Below are 25,321 nucleotides of genomic sequence, written 5' to 3'. Positions count from 1 at the left end.
ACAATATTCAATCCCAGCATTAATACAACTCTTCTTGCGTTTAGCAAATTACAAATTATGGAAAATACAAGTTTGATTTTATGCTACGCAAAAAAAAAATCGATCCACTGCATACCATTCATTAATCTAAATTAAAACATACCATTTTGATTATTTACTTAAAAAATATTTTTAACGATGTTGGCAAAGTAACGCTGTTTACAGCACAATTTTTCCGTGAAGTTTTTAAACCTCCATATGAAATGAGAGAGTTTATTAAGCAATGTTATAAAATTGGTTATAAATCTTTACCATTAGTAGCTATAACTGGTTTCATAATGGGATTAGTACTGACGCTTCAATCGAGACCAACATTAGCAAAATTTGGTGCCGAATCGTGGTTACCGGGTATGGTTGCGCTTTCCTTGATTAGAGAAATTGCACCAGTGATTACAGCCTTAATTTGCGCGGGAAAAATTTCTTCTGGAATTGGTGCAGAATTAGGTTCTATGAAAGTAACGGAACAAATTGATGCCATGGAAGTTGCAGCCATCAATCCTTTTAAATACTTAGTAGTTACAAGGATTTTGGCCACTACACTTATGGTTCCGGTTTTAGTGATTTTCGCAGATGGTATTGGAATTTTTGGAGGATATATAGGCGTAAATATGCATAGTGATGTTAACCTAACGCGTTATACGTCACAAGTTTTTGAATCGTTGACCTTTTTAGATATTATACCAGCCACCATTAAAACATTCTTCTTTGGATTTTTTATCGGGATGATAGGATGTTATAAGGGTTACACCGCAGCAAATGGTACAGAAAGCGTTGGTTTAGCGGCAAACTCCGCAGTAGTAACTGCATCACTTACTATATTCATTATAGACATGATTGCAGTACAATTAACTGATTTATTCTTCTAGAAATGATACAAGAAAAAACAAATATAGTTTCTGATAAAACAACGACTAAAAACACTCCTATAATTGAAATAAAGGATCTACATAAAGCCTTTGGGGATAATGAAGTATTAAAAGGAGTTAATCTCTTTGTTAACAAAGGAGAGAATTTAGTAGTGTTAGGCAAATCAGGGTCTGGCAAATCAATAGCTATCAAATGTATAGTGGGATTGGTAATTCCCGAGAAAGGCGAAATAAATGTCTTTGATACTGATATTACCAAAATAGATACTATTGAACTTAATGAAATCAGGGTAAGAATTGGGTTTCTTTTTCAAAATGCTGCTTTATATGATTCGATGAGTGTTCGTGAAAATTTAGGTTTTACTTTGAAACGACATGTAAAGGATATATCGGAACAAGAGTTAGAAGCTCAAATTGTAGACGTATTGGAAAGTGTTGGATTAGCTGAAGCCATTGATAAGATGCCTTCGGAATTATCTGGTGGTATGCGAAAAAGAGTTGGACTTGCAAGAACGCTTATTTTAAAACCTGAAATAGTATTGTATGATGAGCCCACAACTGGTCTAGACACTATTACATCAAGAGAAATAAGCGAATTGATATTAGAACTTCAGAAAAAAAACAAAACAAGTTCTATCATTATTACTCATGATATGGCTTGTGCAAAACACACCGGTGACCGAGTAGTGATTTTAAAAGACGGTGTAATTCATGCTGAAGGAAGTTATGAAACATTAGAAAAAAGCGACGACGAATGGGTGCGTTCTTTTTTTATTTAGAAAGAAAATTAAAAAAAATAAATTAAAAATTATGAATAAAGAACCGGGGTTCCAATGGAAATTGGGAATGTTTGTTATAATCGGATTGGTGCTTTTTGTTGCTACAATATACTTCGTAGGAAAACAGAAAAATTTATTTGGTTCAACATTTCATTTAAGATCAAACTTTAGATCCGTAAGCGGTCTTGAGGTGGGAAATAATGTACGATTTTCAGGAATCAATATTGGTACTGTAAGCGAAATCGAATTAATTACAGACTCTTCTGTGGTAGTGAATATTCTAATCAAAGATGAGGTTCGTAAGTTTATTAAAACGGATGCAATAGCCAGTATTGGCTCGGATGGTTTAATGGGAGATAAAGTATTAACTATTTCTCCGGGAACTAAATCCACGAAAATTGTTGAAGATAATGACATCATTGCTTCAAGAAGACCCATCGATATGGAAGATGTAATGGGCAGTGTGAAAAAAAGCGTCGATAATGCCGGAATCATTACTGCTGAACTCGCAAAATTTAGTGCCAATATGAATAGCGGAAATGGTATGGTATCTAAATTGATGACAGACAAAGCATTTGCTAACAGTATTACACACACACTTGCAAACTTAGAAAGCAGCTCAAATGAATTTGCCAATTTCACCACTAAAATGAATAATGGAAATGGGGCTTTATCAAAATTAGTGACGGATAAAAAAATGGGTAAAATGGTAGACTCTACAATGAAAAATATTCAAGAAACTACCAAAGGATTTACCGAAATTACTGAAGCTGCAAAACATAATTTTTTACTGAGAGGTTATTTTAAGAAAAAGGAAAAAACCGAAGATAAAAAACAGGAAGAATTAGACAATCAAGAAGAAGCGGAAATGAAAAAGGCTATGAAGATGGCTGAAGATAGTGCTGCTGCAGCCAAAAAATAACTTTACTAACAACATTAATAGTAAAACATAACAGTTATGGAAAAGCATATTGTTAAAGTAAAATCTGTAAAAAACATAACACACGATGTATTACAAATTGTTACTACTAAGCCTGAAAATTATGTTTTTTCTCCGGGTCAAGCCACTGAAATTTCAATAAATAAAACGGCATGGAACGATAAAAAGAATCCTTTTACTTTTACCAGTTTGCCTGAGAACGATTATCTGGAGTTTACCATAAAAACATATCCTTCACACAAAGGTGTAACTAATGAACTTTTGAAACTAAAAAAAGACGATGAATTGATTGTACACGAAGTCTTTGGCTATATTGCCTATAAAGGGGAAGGTGTATTTATTGCTGGTGGTGCAGGAGTTACTCCTTTCATATCTATTTTCAGAGATCTCCAATCAAAAAATAAAATAGGAAACAATACCCTCATTTTCGCAAATAAAACGAAAGCCGACATCATATTAGAATCCGAATTCAAAAAAATATTAGGTATTAATTTTATTACTATTTTATCTGAAGAAAAATTGGATGGATATGCGAATGGACAAATCACTAAGGATTTCATTAAAACGAACAGTGATACAAGCGATAAACTATTTTATTTATGCGGACCACCGCCGATGATGGAAGCAATTGAAAAGCAATTAATAGACTTAAAGGTCAGTAAAAAATCAATAGTTAAAGAAAAATTTTAAAACATAATAAAAACACTTCATTTTTTAAAGTGAGAATCCTACAACTTTATACTAAAGTTATGTAACATTTCGTTTTAAAGTCGCTATTATCTTTACATAATTAATAAAATATTTTATAATCTTTAAAAAAAAATGAAAATGAAAAAAATGAAAATTATTCTGTCTTTTATCATGCTTGGATTTTTAATAATTTCATGTAACAATGATGATACAAAATCCAGTTATCCTTATGCTGTGAGAATGACTGATGCTCCAGGTCCATATGATGAAGTAAATGTAGACCTACAAGGTGTAGAAGTAACTGGAGATGCCGGACAAACGGTAACGTTGAATGTAAAGAAAGGAATTTACAACCTACTTGATTTTTCTAACGGTGTAAGTACACTTATTGCTACTGATTCATTAGAAATTTCTAAAGTAGAACAAATAAGACTTATACTAGGAACAAACAATACCGTAGTGATTAATAATGTAAGTTATCCTTTGAGCACACCAAGCGCTGATCAAACCGGATTGAAACTTCAAGTGCACCAAACACTTCAACAAGGTATATTATATAGTGTTCTTCTTGATTTTGACGCAAACAAATCCATTGTTAGTACTGGAAATGGAGCTTATAAATTGAAACCGGTTATCAGAACAATTGAGGCTGCTATAAGCGGTTCCATAAAAGGTAAAATTACTCCTGTAGGTAGTTTGGCTGTAGTTACAGCTGTTGATGCTCTTACCAATTTATCTTATTCCACAAACGTAAATACAAGTGGAGAATTTTTAGTTATGGGGCTTCCTTCAGGGACGTATAACCTAACTATCACTCCTGTGTTGCCTTTAGCCCCTGTTACTAAAAGCACTATTGTAGTGACAACAGGCAACACAACTGATTTAGGAACTGTAATTCTTCTATAAAAGATTTCAGTTTTGTGGAACACTCGATTTTCTAATGAAAAATAAGCCGTTTTATTAGAAGATCATTAAAAATTAAATTATTAGAAGGATCCTTTCATTGAGCGACACTTCTAATAGTTTAATTTTTTTTTATTCAAAAAAACAAATAATTAAATCAACTAAAAATAATATCATGGAAACCGAAAAAGAGCTTAACGATGCTATCTTAAAATTAACTTTGAAAATACGAAATGAATATCCTGAACTGTCAAAATATTTGATAGAAATGCCAGTTACAATTCCTGACAACAATAGCCCCGAAATTAATATTAAAATATTGAAAGATTATTATGAATCATTGAATTCAATACTAAAAAAATATGCTCCAAATCATACTATCATAGAAGATAAATAATAATATTCATTTATTAAAACTACTTTTAATCCAATTAAATTATTATTTTTAATAAATGAACCTAAAATAATTTCTTCATGACAAAGATATACAACACTTTAGAGCAACTTTTTGAAAAGTTAACCTCAACTGCAACAGTTATACTTGGTAATCCTATTACCTTTATTGTCGCGCTGTGTTTAGTACTTTGGTGGTGGATTAATAATCTATTTACAACCCGGGATGTACATCAAATCATCGGAGATATTATTTTTGGAGTTACATTTTTAAGTCTATTTATTATTCAAAAATCATTTAACCGATTTTCAGCTTCACTGCATTTAAAAGTAAACGAACTGGTATCATCACATAAAACAGCCAGCAATGCCGTATTGAACGCCGATGTAAAAACGGAAAGAGAAATAACGGAACTTTCAAAAGAATACAGCGAATTAGCGGAAAAATTAAAAGAATTAGACGAAGAAATATAATTTATTATTTAAAAAAAAATCAATTGTTTTTCTATCCGATTAATTATATATTTTACTGTTTTTTTGTACTTCTTTAAAGTATTTTATTTTCTTCAAATGTGTGAATAACACAAGTCTTGTCATAAATTCTATAAGGCATTTTAAAACATTTTCCTTCAACTTTGTAGTGTAGTGAATATATTTTCACAACATAAATAATACCGCAATGAATAGTAAAGAACCAGAAGGAAATTGGGAAGAGCAAAAAAGGAAATTAAAAGAAAAATTTGCCGCTTTAACTGAAAATGATTTATTTTTCACAAAAGGCAAAAAAGAAGAAATGATTGAAAAACTTCAAATCAAATTAGGTAAAACCAAAGAGGAATTACTTAAAATTATTGCATTATAAATATTCAATTTATTTATAACTTTTTTCCAAAATCGATTATTTAATTTAATACCGCTACTAATTCAAGCTAACACACCTAAATTGTGTTAGCTTGAATTAGTAAATAGTAAAAGAGAAAAAACTTTTTAATCCCTTCAAAAAATCAAACACATATAACAATGAAGAAAACAATTTATATCCTTGCTTTAACAACGTTTATAGCAGGAACAATATTAATAGGATGTCAGACTTCTACTAAAAAAGAAGAAGAAGCTAAAGATAAAGTAGCTGATGCTCGAGAAGATGTACAAGATGCTAAAGAAGAATTAATGAATGCCCGAAAAGAAGCAACTACAGAAGAGTGGAAAGCATTCAAAGATCAAACAAATGCAACAATCAATGAAAATGAAATGCGGATAGCTGATTTAAAAGCAAAAATGAAAAAAACCGAAAATTCAATTGATGCTATGTATGCAAAAAAAGTTAATGAATTGGAACAAAAAAATAAGGATATTAAAGCTAAAGTAGAAACCTATAAAAATGACAGAAACAGTGATTGGGAATCTTTTAAACGTGAATACAACCACGACATGAATGAATTGGGAAATGCTTTAAGAGATGTTACTGTTGACAATAAAAAGTAACACTAAATCATATTTAAAAAGGCGAGTTTTCTAACTCGTCTTTTTTGTTAAACCTCTTTTTTTATATACAAACCTCCTGATAAAAAACACATTATGATTAAAAGGTGTGAATAATATAAATTTTACAAAAAGTATTGTAACACTTTTCTTCTATATCATTCTCACCTTTGTAAGGTATTAAATCTACAATAAATTAACTCTAATAAAAAAATAATGAAAAAATCAAAAACACTAATTTACGCTTCTCTAGTATTGACTTTCATGGCTTTTAATAGTTCTAAAGCACAAGAAGATGTAGCAAAATTTGGTATAAAAGGTGGTGTAAACTTCTCTAACTTATACACTGACAATGTTGATGACAATAATGTGTTAACTGGATTTAATGTGGGTCTTTATGCTAAAGTTCCTCTTGCAAATAATATCTCTTTGCAACCGGAAATCTCTTATACTGGAAAAGGGGCGGAACTGGTTTACAACAACGCTTTTGTAAGCGGAACTGCACAATTTAAATTAGATTATATCGAAGTGCCGCTTTTATTGGTGGTAAATGTCACAAAGAATTTCAATATTCATGCTGGTCCATATGCTGCATATTTAATTAGTGGTAAAACTACAAATAAGTCCGATAATGGTAATTATAACTTCGAAGACAATATCAACACAGATGATTTCAACAGATTTGATGCAGGTCTTGCTGGAGGCCTTGGTTTGGATTTAGAACCTGTTAGTTTTGGAGTACGTTACAATTATGGATTAACTAAAATTGGAAAAGATGATAATTCAGCAAATAACTTTACTTCTCCAGATGCTAAAAACAGTGTCTTGAGTTTCTATGCTGCTTTTGCATTTTAATTAAAAACCAACAGCATAAATTTCATAAAAAGTTAAAATAAATATTTTTTTAATATCACAATATACTGTAAAACAGCACTGTATGATATATTTTATTTTTAACTTTACTAAATATTACTTTAAATAACTAATCATTAAAAAATAAAAATCATGAGCAATCTACTTTACACAATCGCAGTAATTTTAATCATTTTTTGGGCAATCGGATTCTTTGCTTTCAGCGTAGGATCTATAATACACGTACTTCTTGTTATAGCAGTTATAGCTATATTATTGAGACTTATTCAAGGGCGAAGATTATAAATTAATAAAAAAATTAAACATTAAACATTAAAAAAATTAAACATTAAAAAAATCAATTATGAAAACAGATAAAATAGTATTAGGAGTTTTAGGTGGTCTTGCAGCAGGTGCAATATTAGGAATTATGTTGGCTCCAGATAAAGGCGATAAAACAAGAAAGAGAATAATGGATAAAAGTAATGACTATGCTGATGAGTTGAAAGACAAATTGGATACATTATTGAGTAGCATAAACAAAAAATATGAAAAAATTTGGAGTGAAGGTGAAAATATGATTTCTGAAGGAAAATCTAAATTTTATGATGCAAAAAACGAAGGCGAAAATTTAATCGCTGAAGGGAAATCAAAATTTTATGATGCGAAAAACGAAATCAAAAATACAAGTATCTAAAGAGGCACTTCAATATTAAAATTTCAATTTTAAGTACGATTAAAAATTAAATTATGGACAACTTTACAGCATCAATAGAAACGCTTTTTGAAAGAGCCGAAGACTATACCAGAACAAGCGCCGAATTAGTTAAGCTAAAAGCAATAGACAAATCAGCGGATGTTTTATCTTCTCTGCTCTCCAGATTAACCGTTGCTATTGTTGCTGTTATGTTTGTTCTACTTATTAATATTGGACTTTCCTTATGGATAGGTGAAATAGTAGGAAAACCCTATTGGGGCTTTTTTATAGTAGCCAGTGTTTATTTAGTTGTTTCCATCATATTATATTATTTTAAAGATCAGTGGATTAAAATTCCAATCAGTAACTTCATTATCACTAAACTGCTTAAAAAAAAATAGTATGGAAAAGATAAACCAAACCAATTTACTTAATGAAACTATCATCCAGTTAGAATACAGACAGACTTTAGAATTTTATGCTTTGAAGGAACAGTTTAACATAACTTATGAAAGTGTAAAGCCTTTAAACCTTATCAAAAGTGCTTTTGCCGAAATGACTACCTCTCCTAATTTAAAAGGGAATGTAGTTAATAATATTGTAGGGATGGCAGCAGGATATTTAACAAAAAAAGTATTAGTAGGATCAACCCATAATCCATTCAAAAAAATATTAGGAACACTATTACAATTCGTTGTAACTAATGTTGCCACAAAACATTCTGATACTTTAAAATCTTAAAAGTTTATAACTCTTTTAATTGCAAATTAAATTCTGGTAATAAATAATTTAGTTTATTTTTCATCGCCAGAATGAAAAACTATTAATTACTTTTACCTTCTAAGGAATCAATAGACTTTCTAATTAAAGTAATTTGTGTTTTTAAAAGTTCGCAAAATTTTTTCTTAAAAACTTTGAATCGAAAGAAAATGAACACGAAAATAAAAAAGGAAGAGCTAATAATTACGAATAAGGAACTTGTTTTTCAAAACAAAGAGAAAGAAAAACGTGCTGCTGAATTAATTATTGCTAATACTGAACTTGCTTTTCAAAACAAAGAGAAAGAAAAACGTGCTGCTGAATTAATTATTGCCAATACTGAACTTGCTTTTCAAAACAAAGAAAAAGAAAAAAGAGCTGCTGAATTAATTATTGCTAATACGGAACTTGCTTTTCAAAACAAAGAAAAAGAAAAAAGAGCTGCTGAATTAATTATTGCTAATACGGAACTTCTCTTCCAAAATACAGAGAAAGAAAAACGTGCTGCTGAATTGATTATTGCTAACAAGGAACTTGCCTTTCAAAATGAAGAGAAAGAAAAACGCGCTGCTGAATTAATTATAGCCAATAATGAACTTGCTTTTCAAAACGAAGAAAAAGAGAAAAGAGCTGCCGAATTAATTATCGCTAATAATGAACTTGCTTTTCAAAACCTGGAGAAAGAAAAACGCGCCGCTGAATTAATTGTTGCCAATAATGAGCTTGCTTTTCAAAACGAAGAAAAAGAAAAACAGGCAGCTGAGTTAATAATGGCTAACTTGGAGCTTAAAAAAGCCGAAGAATACCAAAAAGAATATATAAAAGGTTTGGAGGAAATGATGTTTATGACCTCTCACAAAGTTAGACAGCCTGTAGCCAATATTTTAGGTTTATCTTATTTGCTTGATCAAACAATAAATTCACCTGATGAACATATCCAATTTTTAAATCATATAAAGCAATCTGCTTTAATGCTCGATTCTTTCACAAAAGAATTAACGCTATTTATTTCCCATTTGGAACAAAAAGGTAAAAATAAAAAACATGCTTGACTAAAATCATTTAGTATAATTAGCTCCTAAAAGAAAATATTACAGATAATATCCCTCAATGGGTATATATTAAAAACGAATAGGGTTTGACTTTAATTAAAGTCAAACCCTATTCGTTTTTAACAACTAAGACCTAATGGGAAATTAATCCTAAAACATGGTTGCATCAACTATTTTAGCTGCTTTTCCTGTATTTATATTATTCTTTTTCTTCAAAAGTATTTCCTCTATAATGCTTTTTGCCACAAAAAAAATTAGCGATTCCTAACCTTTTTCAGAAAAAAAAAATTAAGTACTATAACACATATTTAACATATTTAAAAAACCAATCTGCTTATATACAGCAACTTATATTATAAATTAACATTTTAAATGTGTGAATTTTACAACTTCCGTTTTTAATTGTGTAACACTTATAGCTGATAACTAAACAACCTTTGTTGAACAAAATAATTAATCCCCTAAATTCAATTAAATGAAAACTAAAAATCTACTACTAACATTTGCAATACTCTTTATTGCATTAATCACTGGTTGTGCAGAAGACGATTTCGTAGAAATCGATGGTGTATGCCCAATTGTATCATCGACAAGCCCCGATAATGGCGCCATTAACGTTCCTCTGGACAAAACTATTACAGTAATCTTTAACGAGGAAATGAATGCATCAACTTTTGACGCATCTTCTTTTACTTTACAAGGCTCAAGTTTAGTAGCGGGAACAGTTTCATTTAGCGGAACAACTGCTTTATTTGTGCCAACAAATCCTCTTGCTGCAAATACTACTTATACCGGTAGAATTAAAACATCAGTTAAAGATATCATGGGTAATGCTTTACAAGCTGATTATGTTTGGACATTTAGTACCGGTTCGACTGTAACTCCTATGGTGGTTTCAACAGATCCAGCAAACAATGCTACAAATGTATTTCTTAACAAAATAGTTTCTGCAGATTTTAATATGGTAATGAATCAAGCAACTATTAACACAACAACTTTTACATTAAAACAAGGAGCGACATCAGTTGCAGGATCAGTTTCATACATTGGAACAACAGCCTATTTTAGTCCAAGTATTCCTTTGACAGCTAATACCGTTTATACAGGTACGATTACAACTGGAGCCAAAAATCTCCAAGGTACAACTATAGCTAATAACTATATATGGACATTTACCACAGGGTCTGTTACTGCTCCTAATGTAACTGCCACTAACCCAGCTAACAATGCCGGAGGAGTTGCGCTTAATCAAAACATTACAGCGAATTTTAGTATGCCAATGGATCCTTTGACAATTAGCACTACGACATTCACTTTAAAAAATGGGGCAACAATGATTACCGGAACTGTTTCTTACTTAGGTACAACAGCAACATTTAATCCAAATAGTGATCTATCACCAGGAACTACTTATACTGCTACAATTACAACAGGTGCTAAAAATGTAGCTGGTGTTGCTTTAGCAAATGACTATGTTTGGAACTTTAATACTAATTCAACTGTAGTTGGAAATATGGTAAATCTTGGATCAGCTGAACGATTTGGAATTTTATCAGGAGTCGGAGTAAGTAACAACGCTGGTTTTAGTATAATTAATAATATGGATGTTGGTATAAGCCCAGGGGTTCGTTCTTCAATTACAGGATTTCCTCCTGCACTTATAGTGAATGGTGCAATTTATGCTTCTGATGACATTGCTCCCCCAGGTGTGCCAGCCATGTTAACGCAAGCTAAACTAGACCTTACCAATGCATATCTTTTTGCAGAAGGGGCATCTTATAGTGCACCAATAACGGTATCAGGTGATCAAGGTGGAAAAACTCTTGTTGCAGGTATTTATAAATCAACATCTACACTTTTAGTACAAAATGGTGATTTGACACTTAGCGGTAGCGCAACAGATGTTTGGATTTTTCAAGTAGCATCTGCTTTCACCACTGTAGGTGGAGCTGGTGGAAATATAAAACTTACTGGAGGAGCCCTTGCTAAAAACGTCTTTTGGCAAACGGGAAGTTCTGCAACTATTGGAGATTATACTTCATTTGAAGGGAATATATTAGCCTTGCAATCCATAACAATGGGATCACATTCAACTGCAAGAGGTAGAATGCTTGCTCGAAATGGAGCTGTAGTAATGACACACACTAACATAATCACTAAGCCGTAAAAAAAATGAAAACTAAAACTAATTTAAAAATGGGATCATGCGTTGCATGGTCTCATAATAACCTAACTATTAAAAGTATTGCAATAATTGCTTTAGGATGGTTAAGTATTCAAACTCCAGTTCAAGCACAGCAAACAATAGAAGTTAAATACACTAAACCTTCTTGGTACTTTGGTGTTGCGGGTGGTGCCAATTTTAATTTTTACCGTGGTTCTACGCACCAACTAAATGATGCTTTTACTCCTCCGGCTACTTTTCATGATGGAGATGGTGTTGGACTTTTCATTGCGCCACTTTTAGAATATCGTCCTGCTGATTCAAGATGGGGTGTAATGCTTCAGGCTGGATATGATAATCGCAAAGGTACTTTTGACCAAGTAGTTACTCCATGTGACTGTCCGGCAGATTTATCTACGAATATAAGTTACATCACTGTGGAACCAAGCTTACGTTTTGCTCCTTTTAAATCTAATTTTTATCTTTATGGTGGTCCACGTTTGGCTTTCAATATGGATAAATCATTTACGTATCAATTAGGTATCAATCCGGCATATCCAGATCAAGCACCTAGTCCTGCAGTAACAGGTGATTTAAGTGATGTCAAAAAAACTATTTTTTCAATGCAAATTGGAGCTGGATATGATATTCCGCTTTCTTCAGACAGCAACAAGACACAGTTTGTATTGTCTCCTTTTGTTGCTTTTCAACCTTATTTTGGTCAAAATCCACGTTCAACAGAAACCTGGAATATAACTACCCTTAGAGCTGGTATTGCACTTAAAATGGGACAAGGGCATAACATTCAACAATCTACAGATGTTTTAGCGGATCGCGAAGTTCAATTTTCTGTAAATTCTCCTAGTAATGTTGCTGGAGAAAGAAGAATTACTGAAATATTCCCACTTAGAAACTATGTGTTTTTCAATGTTGGATCAACTGAAATCCCAAATCGTTATGTTTTATTGACAAAAAATCAAGTGAAAGACTTCAAAGAAGATCAATTGGAAGTATTTCCTCCAAAAAATTTGTCAGATCGTTCCAAAAGACAAATGATTGTTTATTATAATGTTTTAAACATTCTTGGAGATCGTATGCAAAAAAATCCTTCTTCAACTATTACTTTGGTAGGTTCATCAGAAAAAGGTCCCGAAGATGGTCTTGCAATGGCAGAATCAATCAAAACCTATTTGGTAAATATATTTGCAATAAATCCTTCCAGAATTACTACTAAAGGTCAAAACAAACCGAATATACCATCAGAACAACCAGGTGGAACACTTGAATTGGAATTGTTACGTGAAGGAGATCGTAGAGTTTCTATCGAAAGTACTTCCCCAGATTTATTGATGGAATTTCAGAGTGGTCCTGATGCTCAATTAAAACCGGTACAAATTGTTCCGCTACAAGAAGCACCTGTTGAAAGTTATGTTACCTTCAACAACAAAGGGGCGAATGAAGCTTTATCTACATGGTCATTACAAATATCCGATGAACAAGGAAAAGTACAATCTTTTGGACCTTATACTCAAGACGAAGTAAGCATTCCTGGAAAATCAATTTTAGGTAGCAGACCAGAAGGTGACTACAAAGTAAAAATGATTGGTCAAACCAAAAGTGGCAAAATTGTAGAGAAAGAAACTCCTGTACATATGGTACTTTGGACACCTTCAAAAATGGAAGAAGGAATGAGATACAGCATAATTTATGAATTTAATAAATCGAAAGCGATAGCTATCTATGAAAAATATCTTATTGAAATAGTAACACCAAAAATTCCTGTTGGAGCAACAGTTATTATTCATGGTCACACTGATATTATTGGTGAAGAAGTTCACAATCAAGATTTATCTCTTGCGCGTGCCAATGATGTAAAAAGCATTATCGAAAGTGGTTTGTCTAAAGCAAGTAGAAACGATGTAAAATTTGAAGTACTTGGATATGGTGAGAATGAAAACAAATCTCCTTTTGAAAACAAAACTCCAGAAGAACGTTTTTACAATCGTACCGTAGTAATTGATATTATTCCTGTTGCTAAATAACTCAAAACAATAGAGAATTCACTTTTATAAATTAAAAATGAGGATAGAAACTTAAAGGTCTATCCTCTTTTTTATTTCAAATTTAAAATCTATTAGTCAGTGTAAATCAATGAATCGGAAGCAATCGACACTGTTCGCTTTTCTTAATTAGGAATTATCTCATTTGTTATTTTCAGATTACCATTTAAAAATCTGAATTTTAACAGAAAAAATATTATATTTACTATTCATTTTCCGTAAATATGACTCCCAACGAGAAAACCCTTATCAAGTTCTACACTGCTTTTAACAATGGTGATGTTTCAACAATGTGTGAATGTTATCATCCAAAAATTAAGTTTCGCGATCCAATATTTGATTTATTAAAAGAAAATGATGTTTGTCAAATGTGGAAAATGCTAATTGAAAAAGGCAAAGGAAATACAAAAATTAAATTCTCAGATATAAAAGCTGATCAATATATTGGTTCCGTTAGATGGATTGCCACTTACAAATTTAGTAAAACCAATAGAACAGTTGTAAATGAAATTCAGGCACAATTTCAGTTTAAAGATGGTTTAATTATCAAACATACTGATGATTTTGACATCTGGAAATGGTCCAAACAAGCATTCGGAATCAAAGGTTATTTATTTGGTTGGACTGGTTATTTCCAAAATAAAATACAACAACAAGCGTTGTTATCATTAAAGAAGTATAAAAAAACTAAACATGCTTATTGAAACTTTAAAATCGCTATTCAACAGAGATTTAAATCGCCTTAAAGCAGAAATGGAGCTATATCAAAATGAAATTCAAATTTGGCACATTCAAAAAGGGATAGCTAATTCAGCCGGGAATCTTTGTTTGCATTTGGTTGGAAATCTTAATTCCTATATTGGAGCCGAATTGGGAAAAACCGGCTATATCAGAAACAGAGAACTTGAATTTTCGCAAAAAGAGATTCAGAGAGCAGAATTAATAACCAAAATCGAAGAAACCATTGTTGTCGTCAACAATGCGCTAAACAACATCTCAGAAGAAGAATTAAAAATGGAATTTCCACTTTTAGTTTTCGAAACCAAGACTTCAACTGAGTTTATGCTCCTACATTTGACCACTCACCTAGCCTATCATCTAGGTCAAATCAATTACCATAGGCGTTTATTGGACGCTTAAAAATTAGAATAACAACCAATTTTCACTCCTATCTATTCGTTTTAATTACTCCTTTAATCAAAACAAATATTTAGAATAAAAAAGTTAAAGAAGGGCAAGAAATAACAGTTATAATACAAGTTTGTATGATACAATCTTCTAAAACACCAGCTCCATTTCAATCCAGCAGAAAGTATTCTGTTTTAGAAATTCTTCAATTTATAGTATTGTCTTGTTTGATTCTGTATTTTGGGAAAACGCTTTTTATTCCGTTAAGCTTTTCATTACTCATTAGCTTTATTCTGTATCCCATTTGTAAATGGATGGAAACAAAAAATATCAATAAAGGTATTGCTATTGTTATTAGCATTTTAGGAGTGACACTTCTGGTTGGATCCGTTATTTATTTATTGTTTGCACAATTCTCGGAGTTCCTGCAGGAATGGCAATCATTACGGGCAAAACTAACGGACACCATAAATCAATTGAGTATTTTTCTTTTTGAAAGATTTGACATCAGTATTGAGAAACAATCAGAATTCATTAAAAATACGCTCGATAATTCTGGTTCACAAGCATTCTCAATATTACGCAACACCGCCTATTCCCTATCAGAATCATTATTTATTCTATTAATGATTCCCGTTTTTTCTGCGCTGATACTCTATCACCGCCAAATGTTATCGAATGCGCTCTATGAACTTTTTCCTCCAGAGAAAAAAAGTACCATTCATGAAATTCTCGTTGAAACCATTCATGCCTATTATAATTTCATAAAAGGTATGTTGATAGTATATTTAATAGTTGGGCTATTAAACAGCATCGGACTATTGATTATTGGAGTGCCACACCCATTTTTGTTTGGTTTTATAGCCTCAATTCTAACTTTTATCCCTTATGTGGGAATAATGATATCTTCGCTTTTGCCCATTGCAGTTTCTTGGATAACATATAATTCAATTTGGTATCCGTTAGGTGTCATTCTAGTCTTTTCTATTGTTCAAGCACTGGAAGCGTATATTATATTTCCTTTTGCAGTAGGAAGCCGTTTGAAAATAAACACACTTGTAATCATTATTGTGGTAATTGTAGGAGGCATTTTATGGGGTGCTGCAGGAATGATATTGTTCATTCCGTTCATTAGTATCGTAAAACTGATTGCAGACCGCACACCAAGTTTAAAGACGTTATCTGTTTTATTGGGAGATGGAGAACAAAAGAAATCTTCGAAATAATTTATTTCAAAAGGGCAAAATCAAACGCCCAATCCAACTCCTTTTTGTACCACAATTGCCCCTGTGAAACTTCTAGCGGACATTCAAAATTATTCGTATACAATGCTCCGGTTCCTAATCCTTGGGGCATGGAATTGTGTTGCAAAAAGGTCCATTGCGCAATCGCATTTAGGCCAATATTACTCTCCAAAGCGGAGGTAATCCACCACCCAATTTTATGCTTTTCAGCCAACGAAATCCACTCTTGTGTGCCTCGAAAACCACCTACAAAACTAGGCTTCAAAATAATGTATTGTGGTTTGATTTTCTCTAATAATTGTTCTTTTTCTGGCAAAGAAAACACACCAATCAGCTCTTCATCCAAAGCAATAGGAAAAGGACTGCTTTTACACAACTCTGCCATCCTGTCAGTGTGATTTTTTAGTATCGGCTGCTCAATACTATGTAATTTAAATTCAGATAGTTGTGTTAATTTATCTAAAGCTATATTTTTATCAAAAGCGCCGTTTGCATCCACACGAATTTCGACTTGTTCCGGAGTAAAATGTTCTCGAATAAACCGCAATAATTGTAGTTCTTTATCGAAATCTATCGCTCCTATTTTAAGTTTAATGCATCGAAAACCCTGAGCTAATTTTTCCTCAATTTGTTGCTTCATAAACACCTCTTCACCCATCCAAACCAAGCCGTTAATCAGTATCGATTTTGCACCATTTGTAAAGTCCGAAGGAAAGAGTAAAAAAGGAGTTTCACTCACCAAAGATTGGAATGCCATTTCGACTCCAAATTGAATGGATGGAAAAGCTAATAAAGCTTCCCAAAGTTGCTCTTTACCAAGATGAATATTGTCGCAGGCCCATTGCAATTTTTCTTCATAATCCGGCCGATCATCAACACTCAATCCGCGAAGAATTCCGCATTCCCCAATTCCCTTTTTACCGTCTTGTTCCAAGACGATAAACCAAGTTTCTTTTTCGGTCATGACACCACGGGATGTTCCCGATGGGCGTTTGAAATTAAGAATGTATTTATGGTACGTTGCTTTCAAGAAGTTATGAGTTATGATTTTTTAATCTGACAAACTTGTATATTTTTTGAGCTTAAATGCCCTTATATTTCTTATATGGTAAAAAAATATTTTCTTCAAACCATATAATAAATTTAAGAAAACATAAGGTTTAAAACCTCAAAATTACTTTTCAATCAACTTCAAAATTCTTTCAAAATCATCATTTTTAATACCTACTTTTTTGAAAGTCTCAAAATCTTGTTTTACTTTTTCAGTCCAACCCAAACTATCCGTTACGTTTTGAGATTGGTATTCTTTATAAATAGCTTTCGCTGATAAGTAGTTATTATTTAATAAATAGGCGTGCGCCAAATTCAGCTTAATCAACAACTCTGCATCATCGAGTTTCTCGCCTTCTTTTAGGAATTTAATTGCTTTACCGTATTGTTTCGTTAGAATGTAACTGTTGCCAATTGCATTATAATCCAAAGCATTTGCCTTATTGTTGTTAATTATCGCATTCAATTTAGCTATTGCAGCGCCATAAAGCCCTTGTTTTACTAAATCTGATGCTTGTTTACGCAAACTATTATAAACTACATTAGAAGCGCCCGTTTCATTGAAACAGCTATTCCCAAAATCCTTAAAAGCTTTAGAACGCTCTATTGTCAATAATTTTTGAAATTCCTTGAACTTGTATTTAGATTGTATTTTATCCAAAATACAAACACAAAAATCATCTGAATTGGTCATTTTCTGAGCCATATTCGATGTTTTACATTGCTCAATGATTGCTTTTCTGTTTTCAAGCGTCCAACCACGACTAAGTTTGTTATCGACCCACGGCACGACTTCGAGTATGATCTTTTGATTCATGATCCAGTTTTTACTTTCGAAACCAAACCATAAATTCCCCGAATTTGATTTCATACAAGCCGATTTCTCTGTAGAAAGCCTTTTGGCATCTTTACTAACCGGCGTATCCTGAACCAGACAAGCCTCATCGGTTTTTCCGTTTTCTTTGTATTTTGCAGCTAAATCACTGCTTGTAAAAACGGCATACTTACATTTATCATCTCCTGATATTTTAGATAAGATAAAAACTGCTCCTGCTGAACCTTGACTGATTCCCGTTGGATCCGGAATGGCTTTTAAAACCGAAACCAAACTACCCGCCATTTGCTGATTTTTATCCAAAAGTGTTATTCTATATACTACTTCAGTGGTTCCTTCAGGGAAATCTTGGGTTTTAATAATTATTCTGTCTCTGGCGGAAACTGTAATTTCTTCTGATGTAGCGCGAGCTTTGTCCCAATAGCCGTCTTTTTGAGAGAAAACAGATTGAAATGAAATAATTGTTAATACTATAAAAGCTGTTTTTTGAATGTTCATTTTCTTGATTAACGTTTTTTAGCCCAGATTGAAACGGCATCCTTTCCTTATCTCGTTTTTTTTTAAACGAGATAAGGAAAGATACAGTGGAAAGCTGGATTAGCTCCTAATTCTTCTTTTTACAGTAATGAAATTTACAATTCGATGAAACTTCCTATTTCCAGTAGCATCAAATCTTTTCCTTTATCGAAAAATTTGCGAATAGCAGCTTCATGATCGATTTCGATATAACCAAAAGTATCGTAATGATACCCAAGAATTTTATCGCAATCCAAGAAATCAGAAGCAACAATAGCATCTTCGACATCCATAGTGAAATTATCACCTATTGGTAAAATCGCTAAATCTAATTTGGTGCGCATAGGAATGAGTTTCATATCCATGGTAAGCGCCGTATCGCCGGCAATATAGATGTTTTTATGTTCCCCTTCAATGACAAAACCGCCTGGATTTCCCCCATAACTGCCGTCAGGAAAGGAACTGGAATGAATGGCATTTACATATTTCAGTTTTCCAAAGTCAAAATTCCAGCTACCACCGTGGTTCATGGGATGCGCTTGAAAGCCTTTTGTTGCGTAATGACCTGCAATTTCAGCATTAGAAACAATTACTGCATTGGTTCTTTTGACTATTGCCTCCACATCCAGAATATGATCTCCGTGTGCATGCGTTATTAAAATATAATCGGCTTTTAAGGTATCAATATCAATATGAGCCGCTTTTGGATTAGCAGAAATAAAAGGGTCTACAATGATGTGTTTGCCACCAACTTCTATACCAATTGAGGCGTGACCGTAAAATGTTATTTTCATTTGAATTAAATTTTAAAATAGACTAATTTGAGTTTAATAATTATTCACGATCAAATCCGAAAAGAAGAAAATCATGCACAACGCCAACAGCACAGAAAGTGCAAAAGTACTAAGTGCCAATTTTTTTAATTCGGGATCTAATTCCTTAGGGTTGTTGTTTTTATAAACGGTAATTAAATGTTTAGTTAAAGGGATGTAAGCCAGTAAAAATAGGTATTGATCAAAGTGAAAATGGTCTACAATTGCAAAAACCAATACCAAAACCATTGCTGTTACAATCAGAAAATAATGGTATATTTTAGCTTTGGCTCCGCCAATTTTTACAACAATCGTGTTTTTATTTGATTTCCTATCCGAAGCTTCATCACGCATATTATTCAGATTTAAAACACCAACGCTCAATAATCCAATGGCTATTGCAGGTAAAACCAATTCAAAATCCAGTTGTTTTGAATATAAAAAATTCACCCCTAAAGTACTTACCAGCCCAAAAAAAACAAAGACAAAGACATCGCCAAATCCTCGGTAACCGTAAGCCGTATTCCCAACCGTATAGCGAATTGCAGACACAATGGATAAAATCCCTAACACTAAATAAAACAAGGAATACCACAAATTAGTATCCTTAAAGGCATAATAAATCAACAGCATCGCTGAAAGTAACGTCAGTGCAGATGTGATGATAATAGCACGCTTCATGGCTTCCGGGGTAATCACACCGCTTTGTATGGCGCGTTTTGGACCTACTCTGTCCTCATTATCTGTTCCTTTTATCCCATCACCATAATCATTGGCAAAATTTGAGAGTATTTGCAATCCAAGTGTGGTCAATATGGCAAAGCCAAAAAGCCGCCAATTGAAAACTTCTGTTGGGGTTAATATAGCGTCCGTTGGGTGTGCCAAAGCATACATGCTTCCAACAATTATTCCCGATACAGATAATGGTAATGTTCGTAAACGTGCAGCTTCAATCCAGTGTTTCATATTTTTTATTTAATCGTTGATTTGGTCAATTGTTGATTTGGTCAAAAGAATCAACAATCTAACTCCTTTATTTACATCCAATTACTATCAGACGTTTCTATTTCGTACAACCAAAGGTTGACATATTGTTTAATTTTTATATAATCTCCCAACTGAAAAGCGATATTTCCTCCAGCAGTGTGTAACGTTATTGAACCTATATTCAGGTTTTTATGCCAAAAAAGTTGCGATGTCGTAACCGCTTGAATTTTACTTGGCTCTATAATTTCATTACTAATATCCCACGCACCACTTTGTTTAATAATAAAATGATCATTGATAAAAAGACGGTTATTTCTATATTTAAAAAACTGAATAACCCCAACAAACACAACATAGAAAACAGTCAAGATATCTAAAGTAGGAAATTCTGAAACTACATGATCCCGCAAAAAATAAAACACAAACAAAGGTAAACCAATTGTAAGAAATATAGAAAATCCAAGCTTCCGGAAATTAGGTTTTAATACCAATCCTTTTTCAGGGATTTTATTAAATAGTAATTTCAAAATTTCATTCTGTTCGAATTCATTGCAACCAGGAATTTCTATTCCAGCTTTTCGTTCTTCTTTCTCTCCGCTGGTTGCCTGCTTGATTTTCATTTCTAGTATATTCATTTTCTTTTGAAAATAATTACTGGAAACGGATACGATTTGAACTTTTTCTGGTTTGATAATCGTACTTTTTGTATTCAACAAACCAAAGGAAAGCAATAAGGAACCCGTTTGTTTTGTGATTCTAAAATCAAAATATCTAAAAACCATTCTAAAGACATTCATAACCAGAATCACACTAAAAAGAAGAAGAATCAATATTGGAATCATTTCTAACATCACATTTTCCTTAAAATACGAATCAATTTTAGATTCATCGATGGTCGATTCACCAAAAATTCTTTTTACATTATCATAAAAGGTAATAGAGAACGCCAACAAAATAAAGAAACTCTTCACATAATTAGAGGAAATTCCAACTTTTAACAAACTCAAAAAACTGATTTTTATAAAAGGTAATTCTTCAATCTGAATCGAACCTGCTTGTATTTCTGTATCAATTTCATCGGAAACCACTCTTATTTTGTTCGTTTCATTTTCTAACAAATGCGCTTTTAACTCTAACGCTAAATCATGCGAAATGGCTTTGATTGCCACTTCCGTTTTATTAGCTCCAGCAGTATCCACATCAAGTGTATGCACTCCAATAATTTTTTGAATAAAGGACTGTTTAATCGTTACTTGCTGTATTTTATTGAGTTGAATAGTTGTTTTTGTCTTATTTAAAATGCCCTCAGTAATCACAAACTCTTGATTTTCTTCATCTAAAAAGAAAGTAAAATTCAAATATTTAAGATAGGCAATAATTCCAAAAACTAACAAAACACTCCCTATCCCCAGTACCAAATACAACGGATTGAGTTCTTTAAATTTAAAAATCCAAACTACTAATATTGGCCAAAGCGCTTTCCCAAAATGACGAATGGTGTCAAAAAAAAGTACCAAAATACCAACAATAGACTGCCTTTGCGGTTGACTAAAATCCGCTCGCATTACAGTTGTTTTTGTATTTTACCCATCAAGAGTTGTTTGATATTTTCGGCTTGCTCTTTTTCAATTCCAGGAATTTCTATATCACTGGAACTACCTCCTGCAGTAAAAATTTCAATTTTAGCCAATCCAAAGTAACGTGAAACCATTCCTTCATGCAATGCTACATGCTGTATTCTATTATAAGGAATTACAATAGTATTAGTAGCGATAATTCCATATCTAAAAAGCACATCATGTTCCCTGAAAGCAAACCCTTTTTTCTTGAAACCTAGGTATGAAAAGAAAAGAAAAATCAGGATAAAGAATCCAAAAGCACTACCAATTTCCAATTGATACGCCACTAATTCCTCAATCTTTACCAGCGCAAATCCCAAACCGATTGCCAGCAACAGAAACACGACAAACAAATTAATCAAAATCACTTTCCAGTACGATTTTTTCAAACTTAAAAAAGGCACTTCCTCAAATTTAGGAAGCTGCGTGATATCTATAGTTTCGTTGCTGAAGTTTTCCATTTATAAAATTTAGTTTAAAGTTTAAGTTTTAAAAAGTTTAAAGTTATTGGTAAAACAACTTTAAACTTTAAGCATCAAACTTTTTTATGGCAACCATTTCTTTTCAAAATTCGGTTTTCTTTTTTCCAAGAATGCATTTCTTCCTTCTTTGGCCTCTTCAGTCATATAAGCCAAACGTGTTGCTTCACCGGCAAAAACCTGTTGTCCCACCATTCCATCATCAGTAAGATTCATTGCAAATTTTAGCATTTTGATAGCCATAGGTGATTTACCTAATATTTCCTGCGCCCATTCGTAAGCAGTATCCTCAAGTTCATCATGCGGAATCACTGCATTAACCATTCCCATATCCATAGCGTCCTGAGCTGAATAATTGCGTCCCAAGAAGAAAATCTCACGCGCTTTTTTCTGCCCTACCATTTTAGCCAAATAGGCAGAACCGTATCCACCATCAAAACTCGTTACATCAGCATCGGTTTGTTTAAAAATGGCGTGTTCTTTACTTGCCAAAGTCAAATCGCAAACTACATGTAAACTGTGTCCACCACCTACAGCCCAACCTGGAACTACGGCAATAACAACTTTTGGCATGAATCGGATTAAACGTTGTACTTCCAAAATGTTCAAACGATGTTGTCCATCCTCTCCCACATAGCCTTGATGACCACGTGCGTTTTGATCGCCACCGCTACAAAAAGAATACACTCCATCTTTAGACGAAGGTCCTTCGGCAGACAGTAAAACTACTCCAATCGAAGTGTCTTCCTGCGCATCGTAAAATGCATTATACAATTCCGAAGTCGTTTTTGGTCGGAAAGCATTGCGCACATCCGGTCTGTTGAAAGCTATTCTGGCAACGCCATTGCATTTCTTATAGGTTATATCCTCGTATTCTTTGACAGTGATCCAATCCATTACAATTGATTTAAATTATTTCAGTGTAAAATTAAATCATTTTTTACATTTTATCTATTCTATTTTAGAGAAGCTTGCGGTAATATTTCTCTGATTAAACAATCGAAAATGTTAAAAAATGAAAAAAAAATAGAATATTAACAGTTGCACATCAAAATAATCCCTAATTTTAAATATTGCTAATCAGGAGAATATAACTTGATTAGTTTGATTACTTCACTGATTTATTAACCTAAAAAATGTTTTTTTTGAATACAATTAAAAATTTTGTCGCTCCTTTTTCGATGGTAATAAATTATAATACTTTTACAGAAACCAAGATAAGTGAGTTAATGAGAAGGCCATTTGCCCCAATAGTAAAAATAAAGAGTAACACCTACGGTTTAAAATAAAGATTCGCATTCCCACTCAATAAATAAGTTGAGCACTAACAATACAGTTATTTCAGGAAGATAATCTTTCAATATATATACAAAACCAATGGCTTTAATGTGAAATTAATTCTTAGCTACCAAGCAAGTGTTTGGACATTTAAAGACAAACCCATTTAAAAAAGTAATTTACGCTTAATTCAATGTTTTTTAAAGTAGTATTAAGGATGCTATCAATTATAAAAGTGAATAAATATACTTTTAAGAATGAATCAAATTTATTTTTGTTTTGAATTTCAAGATTTCAAAACAATATAAAAAGAGAAAGACTAATCGTTCTGATTAGTCTTTCTTTTTTTTATTCCTTAACCAAATAAATTCCGTCATCCTTGATTTCGATTAATTTCTCCCTGTACAAAGCACCAACGGCTTTCTTGAAGGTTTTCTTACTCATTTTCAAAACCGTTTTAATATCTTCCGGATGTGAATTATCCGTCAAGCGTAAGAAACCTCTACTGGCTCTTAGCTCATCCAGAATTTTTTCGGCATTTGGTTCGATACTTTGATATCCTTGAACTTGCAATGCCACATCAATTTTATTATCAGGACGTATCGTTTTTATGTAACCTCGCATGCGGTCTCCCGTACGAATCGCATCATCATACACCTCATCTTTATACAACAGGCCTTTGTGTTTTTCGTTGATGATAACGTTAATTCCTAATTCAGTGATATGGGAAACGATTAAATCTACCTCTTCTCCTTTTTCAACTGTAAGGTGGTCATTTTTTAAAAACTGATTCAATTTACTTGAAGCAACCAAACGATTGGTTTTCTCGTCCATATAAAGATACACCAAGTAGCGTTTCCCTTTTTCCATAGGACGCGCCTGCTCTTTGAACGGAACCAAAATATCTTTTTCCATTCCCCAATCCATAAAAGCACCAATCTGATTGGTATAATTCACACGCAAAAGTGCAAATTCATTCAATAAAATATAAGGTTCTAATGTTGTGGCAACGGGTCTTTCTTCGTGGTCCAGATACACAAAAACAATCAACTCTTCACCTATTTCAAATTCGTTTGGAACGTATTTGTTAGGTAAAAGAATATCATGTATTCCTTCCGGATCTTCTTCTGGATTTCCCAGAAACAAACCCACTTTGGTATCGCGTAAAATGGTAAGCGTATTGTATTTTCCTATTTCAATCATTTTCTTTCAATTTCTAAAGCGCAAAGGTACGAAGTTTGAAAATGGTAAAACGAAAAATCACTTCATAAAAAAAGCGCCAACAAAGGCGCTTTTCATTTTTATATCTATTATTAATTGTATACGCTCTCTTTTCCAAAATGAACCGCCAATAAATAATATACCACAACCCTGTATTTATTTTTGTTGGAACGACCGTATTTTTCCATTACGGCATCAATTCCAGCATCTAAATTAGCGCCGTCAGCAAGTCCTAATTTCTTAATTAGAAAATTATTTTTCACCGTGTCCAATTCAGATTGTTGGGTTCCGGCAACTGTAGCCGAATCTGCATTATAAATTGACGGACCGCAACCAACAGTTACTTTTGTCAACAAATCCATATCAGGATTAACGCCACATTTGTCTTTCAAATCGGCTACATACTTTACAATTAATTCGTCTCTAGCACTCATAAATAAAAGTTTAATATTTGATTAATAGATTTTAACTCTCTC

29 protein-coding genes are annotated in these 25,321 nt (G+C 32.7%); 20 read left to right on the top strand and 9 right to left on the bottom strand.

Features of this window, described 5'->3' with window-relative positions:
• Positions 1–146 precede the first annotated feature (146 nt).
• The 20 genes from ACM55K_RS08955 (at position 147) to ACM55K_RS08860 (ending at position 16,030) form a co-directional block, all read left to right on the top strand.
• Positions 147–905, top strand: a complete 759-nt coding sequence (locus ACM55K_RS08955; RefSeq protein WP_416849898.1) for an MlaE family ABC transporter permease — start codon at positions 147–149, stop codon at positions 903–905.
• Between the two features lie 2 nt (positions 906–907).
• The gene (locus ACM55K_RS08950) at positions 908–1,684 is read left to right on the top strand and encodes an ABC transporter ATP-binding protein (RefSeq protein ID WP_416849897.1); all 777 of its coding nucleotides are present in this window, start codon (positions 908–910) and stop codon (positions 1,682–1,684) included.
• 31 nt (positions 1,685–1,715) lie between these two features.
• Positions 1,716–2,606: an MlaD family protein gene (locus tag ACM55K_RS08945; protein ID WP_416849896.1), complete on the top strand. Its 891-nt coding sequence runs from the start codon at positions 1,716–1,718 to the stop codon at positions 2,604–2,606.
• 36 nt (positions 2,607–2,642) lie between these two features.
• Entirely contained in the window at positions 2,643–3,314 is a 672-nt protein-coding gene (locus ACM55K_RS08940; protein ID WP_416849895.1) for a ferredoxin reductase domain-containing protein, read from the top strand.
• A 138-nt stretch (positions 3,315–3,452) separates the two neighbouring features.
• Positions 3,453–4,220, top strand: a complete 768-nt coding sequence (locus ACM55K_RS08935) for a DUF4382 domain-containing protein (protein ID WP_416849894.1) — start codon at positions 3,453–3,455, stop codon at positions 4,218–4,220.
• Positions 4,221–4,392: 172 nt separating this feature from the next.
• Positions 4,393–4,614 (top strand): hypothetical protein, encoded by a 222-nt coding sequence (locus tag ACM55K_RS08930; protein WP_416849893.1) that lies wholly within the window; start codon positions 4,393–4,395, stop codon positions 4,612–4,614.
• A 77-nt stretch (positions 4,615–4,691) separates the two neighbouring features.
• Positions 4,692–5,084: a low affinity iron permease family protein gene (locus ACM55K_RS08925; RefSeq protein ID WP_416849892.1), complete on the top strand. Its 393-nt coding sequence runs from the start codon at positions 4,692–4,694 to the stop codon at positions 5,082–5,084.
• Positions 5,085–5,289: 205 nt separating this feature from the next.
• Positions 5,290–5,472, top strand: a complete 183-nt coding sequence (locus ACM55K_RS08920) for a CsbD family protein (protein WP_416849891.1) — start codon at positions 5,290–5,292, stop codon at positions 5,470–5,472.
• Between the two features lie 158 nt (positions 5,473–5,630).
• Positions 5,631–6,095, top strand: coding sequence for a sll1863 family stress response protein (locus tag ACM55K_RS08915; RefSeq protein ID WP_416849890.1), 465 nt, complete (start codon positions 5,631–5,633; stop codon positions 6,093–6,095).
• A gap of 213 nt (positions 6,096–6,308) precedes the next feature.
• Positions 6,309–6,947 carry a porin family protein gene (locus ACM55K_RS08910; protein WP_416849889.1) on the top strand — a complete coding sequence of 213 codons (639 nt, stop codon included), beginning with the start codon at positions 6,309–6,311 and terminating at the stop codon, positions 6,945–6,947.
• A gap of 150 nt (positions 6,948–7,097) precedes the next feature.
• Positions 7,098–7,250 carry a lmo0937 family membrane protein gene (locus ACM55K_RS08905; protein WP_416849888.1) on the top strand — a complete coding sequence of 51 codons (153 nt, stop codon included), beginning with the start codon at positions 7,098–7,100 and terminating at the stop codon, positions 7,248–7,250.
• A 58-nt stretch (positions 7,251–7,308) separates the two neighbouring features.
• Positions 7,309–7,641, top strand: coding sequence for a YtxH domain-containing protein (locus tag ACM55K_RS08900; RefSeq protein WP_416849887.1), 333 nt, complete (start codon positions 7,309–7,311; stop codon positions 7,639–7,641).
• A 53-nt stretch (positions 7,642–7,694) separates the two neighbouring features.
• On the top strand, positions 7,695–8,042 hold the full coding sequence (locus tag ACM55K_RS08895) for a hypothetical protein (RefSeq protein ID WP_416849886.1): 348 nt from the start codon (positions 7,695–7,697) through the stop codon (positions 8,040–8,042).
• Position 8,043: 1 nt separating this feature from the next.
• Entirely contained in the window at positions 8,044–8,382 is a 339-nt protein-coding gene (locus tag ACM55K_RS08890) for a hypothetical protein (protein ID WP_416849885.1), read from the top strand.
• A 188-nt stretch (positions 8,383–8,570) separates the two neighbouring features.
• Complete coding sequence (locus ACM55K_RS08885; protein WP_416849884.1) at positions 8,571–9,452, top strand: diguanylate cyclase; 882 nt, start codon at positions 8,571–8,573, stop codon at positions 9,450–9,452.
• Between the two features lie 475 nt (positions 9,453–9,927).
• The gene (locus tag ACM55K_RS08880; RefSeq protein WP_416849883.1) at positions 9,928–11,619 is read left to right on the top strand and encodes an Ig-like domain-containing protein; all 1,692 of its coding nucleotides are present in this window, start codon (positions 9,928–9,930) and stop codon (positions 11,617–11,619) included.
• 5 nt (positions 11,620–11,624) lie between these two features.
• The gene (locus tag ACM55K_RS08875) at positions 11,625–13,658 is read left to right on the top strand and encodes an OmpA family protein (protein WP_416849882.1); all 2,034 of its coding nucleotides are present in this window, start codon (positions 11,625–11,627) and stop codon (positions 13,656–13,658) included.
• A 242-nt stretch (positions 13,659–13,900) separates the two neighbouring features.
• A complete protein-coding gene (locus ACM55K_RS08870; RefSeq protein WP_416849880.1) occupies positions 13,901–14,380 on the top strand; it encodes a nuclear transport factor 2 family protein in 480 nt (159 codons plus the stop codon).
• A complete protein-coding gene (locus tag ACM55K_RS08865) occupies positions 14,370–14,816 on the top strand; it encodes a DUF1572 family protein (RefSeq protein WP_416849879.1) in 447 nt (148 codons plus the stop codon). The genes ACM55K_RS08870 and ACM55K_RS08865 overlap by 11 nt, the downstream gene beginning before the upstream one ends.
• Positions 14,817–14,941: 125 nt before the next feature.
• On the top strand, positions 14,942–16,030 hold the full coding sequence (locus ACM55K_RS08860; RefSeq protein WP_416849878.1) for an AI-2E family transporter: 1,089 nt from the start codon (positions 14,942–14,944) through the stop codon (positions 16,028–16,030).
• A 1-nt stretch (position 16,031) separates the two neighbouring features.
• Here the strand turns inward: ACM55K_RS08860 and ACM55K_RS08855 are convergent, their stop codons facing one another.
• The 9 genes from ACM55K_RS08855 to ACM55K_RS08815 all read right to left on the bottom strand — a co-directional run bounded on the left by ACM55K_RS08855 (position 16,032) and on the right by ACM55K_RS08815 (position 25,279).
• Positions 16,032–17,078 carry an o-succinylbenzoate synthase gene (locus ACM55K_RS08855; RefSeq protein ID WP_416849877.1) on the bottom strand — a complete coding sequence of 349 codons (1,047 nt, stop codon included), beginning with the start codon at positions 17,076–17,078 and terminating at the stop codon, positions 16,032–16,034.
• A 144-nt stretch (positions 17,079–17,222) separates the two neighbouring features.
• A complete protein-coding gene (locus ACM55K_RS08850; RefSeq protein WP_416849876.1) occupies positions 17,223–18,431 on the bottom strand; it encodes a tetratricopeptide repeat protein in 1,209 nt (402 codons plus the stop codon).
• A gap of 134 nt (positions 18,432–18,565) precedes the next feature.
• Positions 18,566–19,243: a metal-dependent hydrolase gene (locus ACM55K_RS08845; RefSeq protein ID WP_416849875.1), complete on the bottom strand. Its 678-nt coding sequence runs from the start codon at positions 19,241–19,243 to the stop codon at positions 18,566–18,568.
• Between the two features lie 33 nt (positions 19,244–19,276).
• Positions 19,277–20,227, bottom strand: coding sequence for a 1,4-dihydroxy-2-naphthoate octaprenyltransferase (menA, locus tag ACM55K_RS08840; RefSeq protein WP_416849874.1), 951 nt, complete (start codon positions 20,225–20,227; stop codon positions 19,277–19,279).
• Between the two features lie 71 nt (positions 20,228–20,298).
• The gene (locus tag ACM55K_RS08835; RefSeq protein WP_416849873.1) at positions 20,299–21,813 is read right to left on the bottom strand and encodes a PH domain-containing protein; all 1,515 of its coding nucleotides are present in this window, start codon (positions 21,811–21,813) and stop codon (positions 20,299–20,301) included.
• Positions 21,813–22,328 carry a PH domain-containing protein gene (locus tag ACM55K_RS08830; protein WP_416849872.1) on the bottom strand — a complete coding sequence of 172 codons (516 nt, stop codon included), beginning with the start codon at positions 22,326–22,328 and terminating at the stop codon, positions 21,813–21,815. The genes ACM55K_RS08835 and ACM55K_RS08830 overlap by 1 nt, the downstream gene beginning before the upstream one ends.
• 84 nt (positions 22,329–22,412) lie before the next feature.
• On the bottom strand, positions 22,413–23,243 hold the full coding sequence (locus ACM55K_RS08825) for a 1,4-dihydroxy-2-naphthoyl-CoA synthase (RefSeq protein WP_039107299.1): 831 nt from the start codon (positions 23,241–23,243) through the stop codon (positions 22,413–22,415).
• A 729-nt stretch (positions 23,244–23,972) separates the two neighbouring features.
• A complete protein-coding gene (locus ACM55K_RS08820; protein ID WP_416849871.1) occupies positions 23,973–24,827 on the bottom strand; it encodes a CvfB family protein in 855 nt (284 codons plus the stop codon).
• 110 nt (positions 24,828–24,937) lie between these two features.
• Entirely contained in the window at positions 24,938–25,279 is a 342-nt protein-coding gene (locus ACM55K_RS08815; RefSeq protein ID WP_416849870.1) for a DUF2853 family protein, read from the bottom strand.
• Between the last annotated feature and the right edge of the window lie 42 nt (positions 25,280–25,321).

The organism is Flavobacterium arabinosi (assembly GCF_048158725.1).
In the GTDB taxonomy this organism is placed as follows: domain Bacteria; phylum Bacteroidota; class Bacteroidia; order Flavobacteriales; family Flavobacteriaceae; genus Flavobacterium; species Flavobacterium arabinosi.
The sequence above is the reverse complement of the archived record's forward strand: the minus strand, read 5'-3'. Positions and strand labels throughout refer to the sequence as shown.

Coding starts and splice junctions, on each gene's coding strand:
- ACM55K_RS08950 (WP_416849897.1), top strand. CDS start 908: ATGATACAAGAAAAAACAAATATAGTTTCTGATAAAACAACGACTAAA.
- ACM55K_RS08945 (WP_416849896.1), top strand. CDS start 1,716: ATGAATAAAGAACCGGGGTTCCAATGGAAATTGGGAATGTTTGTTATA.
- ACM55K_RS08940 (WP_416849895.1), top strand. CDS start 2,643: ATGGAAAAGCATATTGTTAAAGTAAAATCTGTAAAAAACATAACACAC.
- ACM55K_RS08935 (WP_416849894.1), top strand. CDS start 3,453: ATGAAAAAAATGAAAATTATTCTGTCTTTTATCATGCTTGGATTTTTA.
- ACM55K_RS08930 (WP_416849893.1), top strand. CDS start 4,393: ATGGAAACCGAAAAAGAGCTTAACGATGCTATCTTAAAATTAACTTTG.
- ACM55K_RS08925 (WP_416849892.1), top strand. CDS start 4,692: ATGACAAAGATATACAACACTTTAGAGCAACTTTTTGAAAAGTTAACC.
- ACM55K_RS08920 (WP_416849891.1), top strand. CDS start 5,290: ATGAATAGTAAAGAACCAGAAGGAAATTGGGAAGAGCAAAAAAGGAAA.
- ACM55K_RS08915 (WP_416849890.1), top strand. CDS start 5,631: ATGAAGAAAACAATTTATATCCTTGCTTTAACAACGTTTATAGCAGGA.
- ACM55K_RS08910 (WP_416849889.1), top strand. CDS start 6,309: ATGAAAAAATCAAAAACACTAATTTACGCTTCTCTAGTATTGACTTTC.
- ACM55K_RS08905 (WP_416849888.1), top strand. CDS start 7,098: ATGAGCAATCTACTTTACACAATCGCAGTAATTTTAATCATTTTTTGG.
- ACM55K_RS08900 (WP_416849887.1), top strand. CDS start 7,309: ATGAAAACAGATAAAATAGTATTAGGAGTTTTAGGTGGTCTTGCAGCA.
- ACM55K_RS08895 (WP_416849886.1), top strand. CDS start 7,695: ATGGACAACTTTACAGCATCAATAGAAACGCTTTTTGAAAGAGCCGAA.
- ACM55K_RS08890 (WP_416849885.1), top strand. CDS start 8,044: ATGGAAAAGATAAACCAAACCAATTTACTTAATGAAACTATCATCCAG.
- ACM55K_RS08885 (WP_416849884.1), top strand. CDS start 8,571: ATGAACACGAAAATAAAAAAGGAAGAGCTAATAATTACGAATAAGGAA.
- ACM55K_RS08880 (WP_416849883.1), top strand. CDS start 9,928: ATGAAAACTAAAAATCTACTACTAACATTTGCAATACTCTTTATTGCA.
- ACM55K_RS08875 (WP_416849882.1), top strand. CDS start 11,625: ATGAAAACTAAAACTAATTTAAAAATGGGATCATGCGTTGCATGGTCT.
- ACM55K_RS08870 (WP_416849880.1), top strand. CDS start 13,901: ATGACTCCCAACGAGAAAACCCTTATCAAGTTCTACACTGCTTTTAAC.
- ACM55K_RS08865 (WP_416849879.1), top strand. CDS start 14,370: ATGCTTATTGAAACTTTAAAATCGCTATTCAACAGAGATTTAAATCGC.
- ACM55K_RS08860 (WP_416849878.1), top strand. CDS start 14,942: ATGATACAATCTTCTAAAACACCAGCTCCATTTCAATCCAGCAGAAAG.
- ACM55K_RS08850 (WP_416849876.1), bottom strand. CDS start 18,431: ATGAACATTCAAAAAACAGCTTTTATAGTATTAACAATTATTTCATTT.
- ACM55K_RS08845 (WP_416849875.1), bottom strand. CDS start 19,243: ATGAAAATAACATTTTACGGTCACGCCTCAATTGGTATAGAAGTTGGT.
- menA (WP_416849874.1), bottom strand. CDS start 20,227: ATGAAACACTGGATTGAAGCTGCACGTTTACGAACATTACCATTATCT.
- ACM55K_RS08835 (WP_416849873.1), bottom strand. CDS start 21,813: ATGCGAGCGGATTTTAGTCAACCGCAAAGGCAGTCTATTGTTGGTATT.
- ACM55K_RS08830 (WP_416849872.1), bottom strand. CDS start 22,328: ATGGAAAACTTCAGCAACGAAACTATAGATATCACGCAGCTTCCTAAA.
- ACM55K_RS08825 (WP_039107299.1), bottom strand. CDS start 23,243: ATGGATTGGATCACTGTCAAAGAATACGAGGATATAACCTATAAGAAA.
- ACM55K_RS08820 (WP_416849871.1), bottom strand. CDS start 24,827: ATGATTGAAATAGGAAAATACAATACGCTTACCATTTTACGCGATACC.
- ACM55K_RS08815 (WP_416849870.1), bottom strand. CDS start 25,279: ATGAGTGCTAGAGACGAATTAATTGTAAAGTATGTAGCCGATTTGAAA.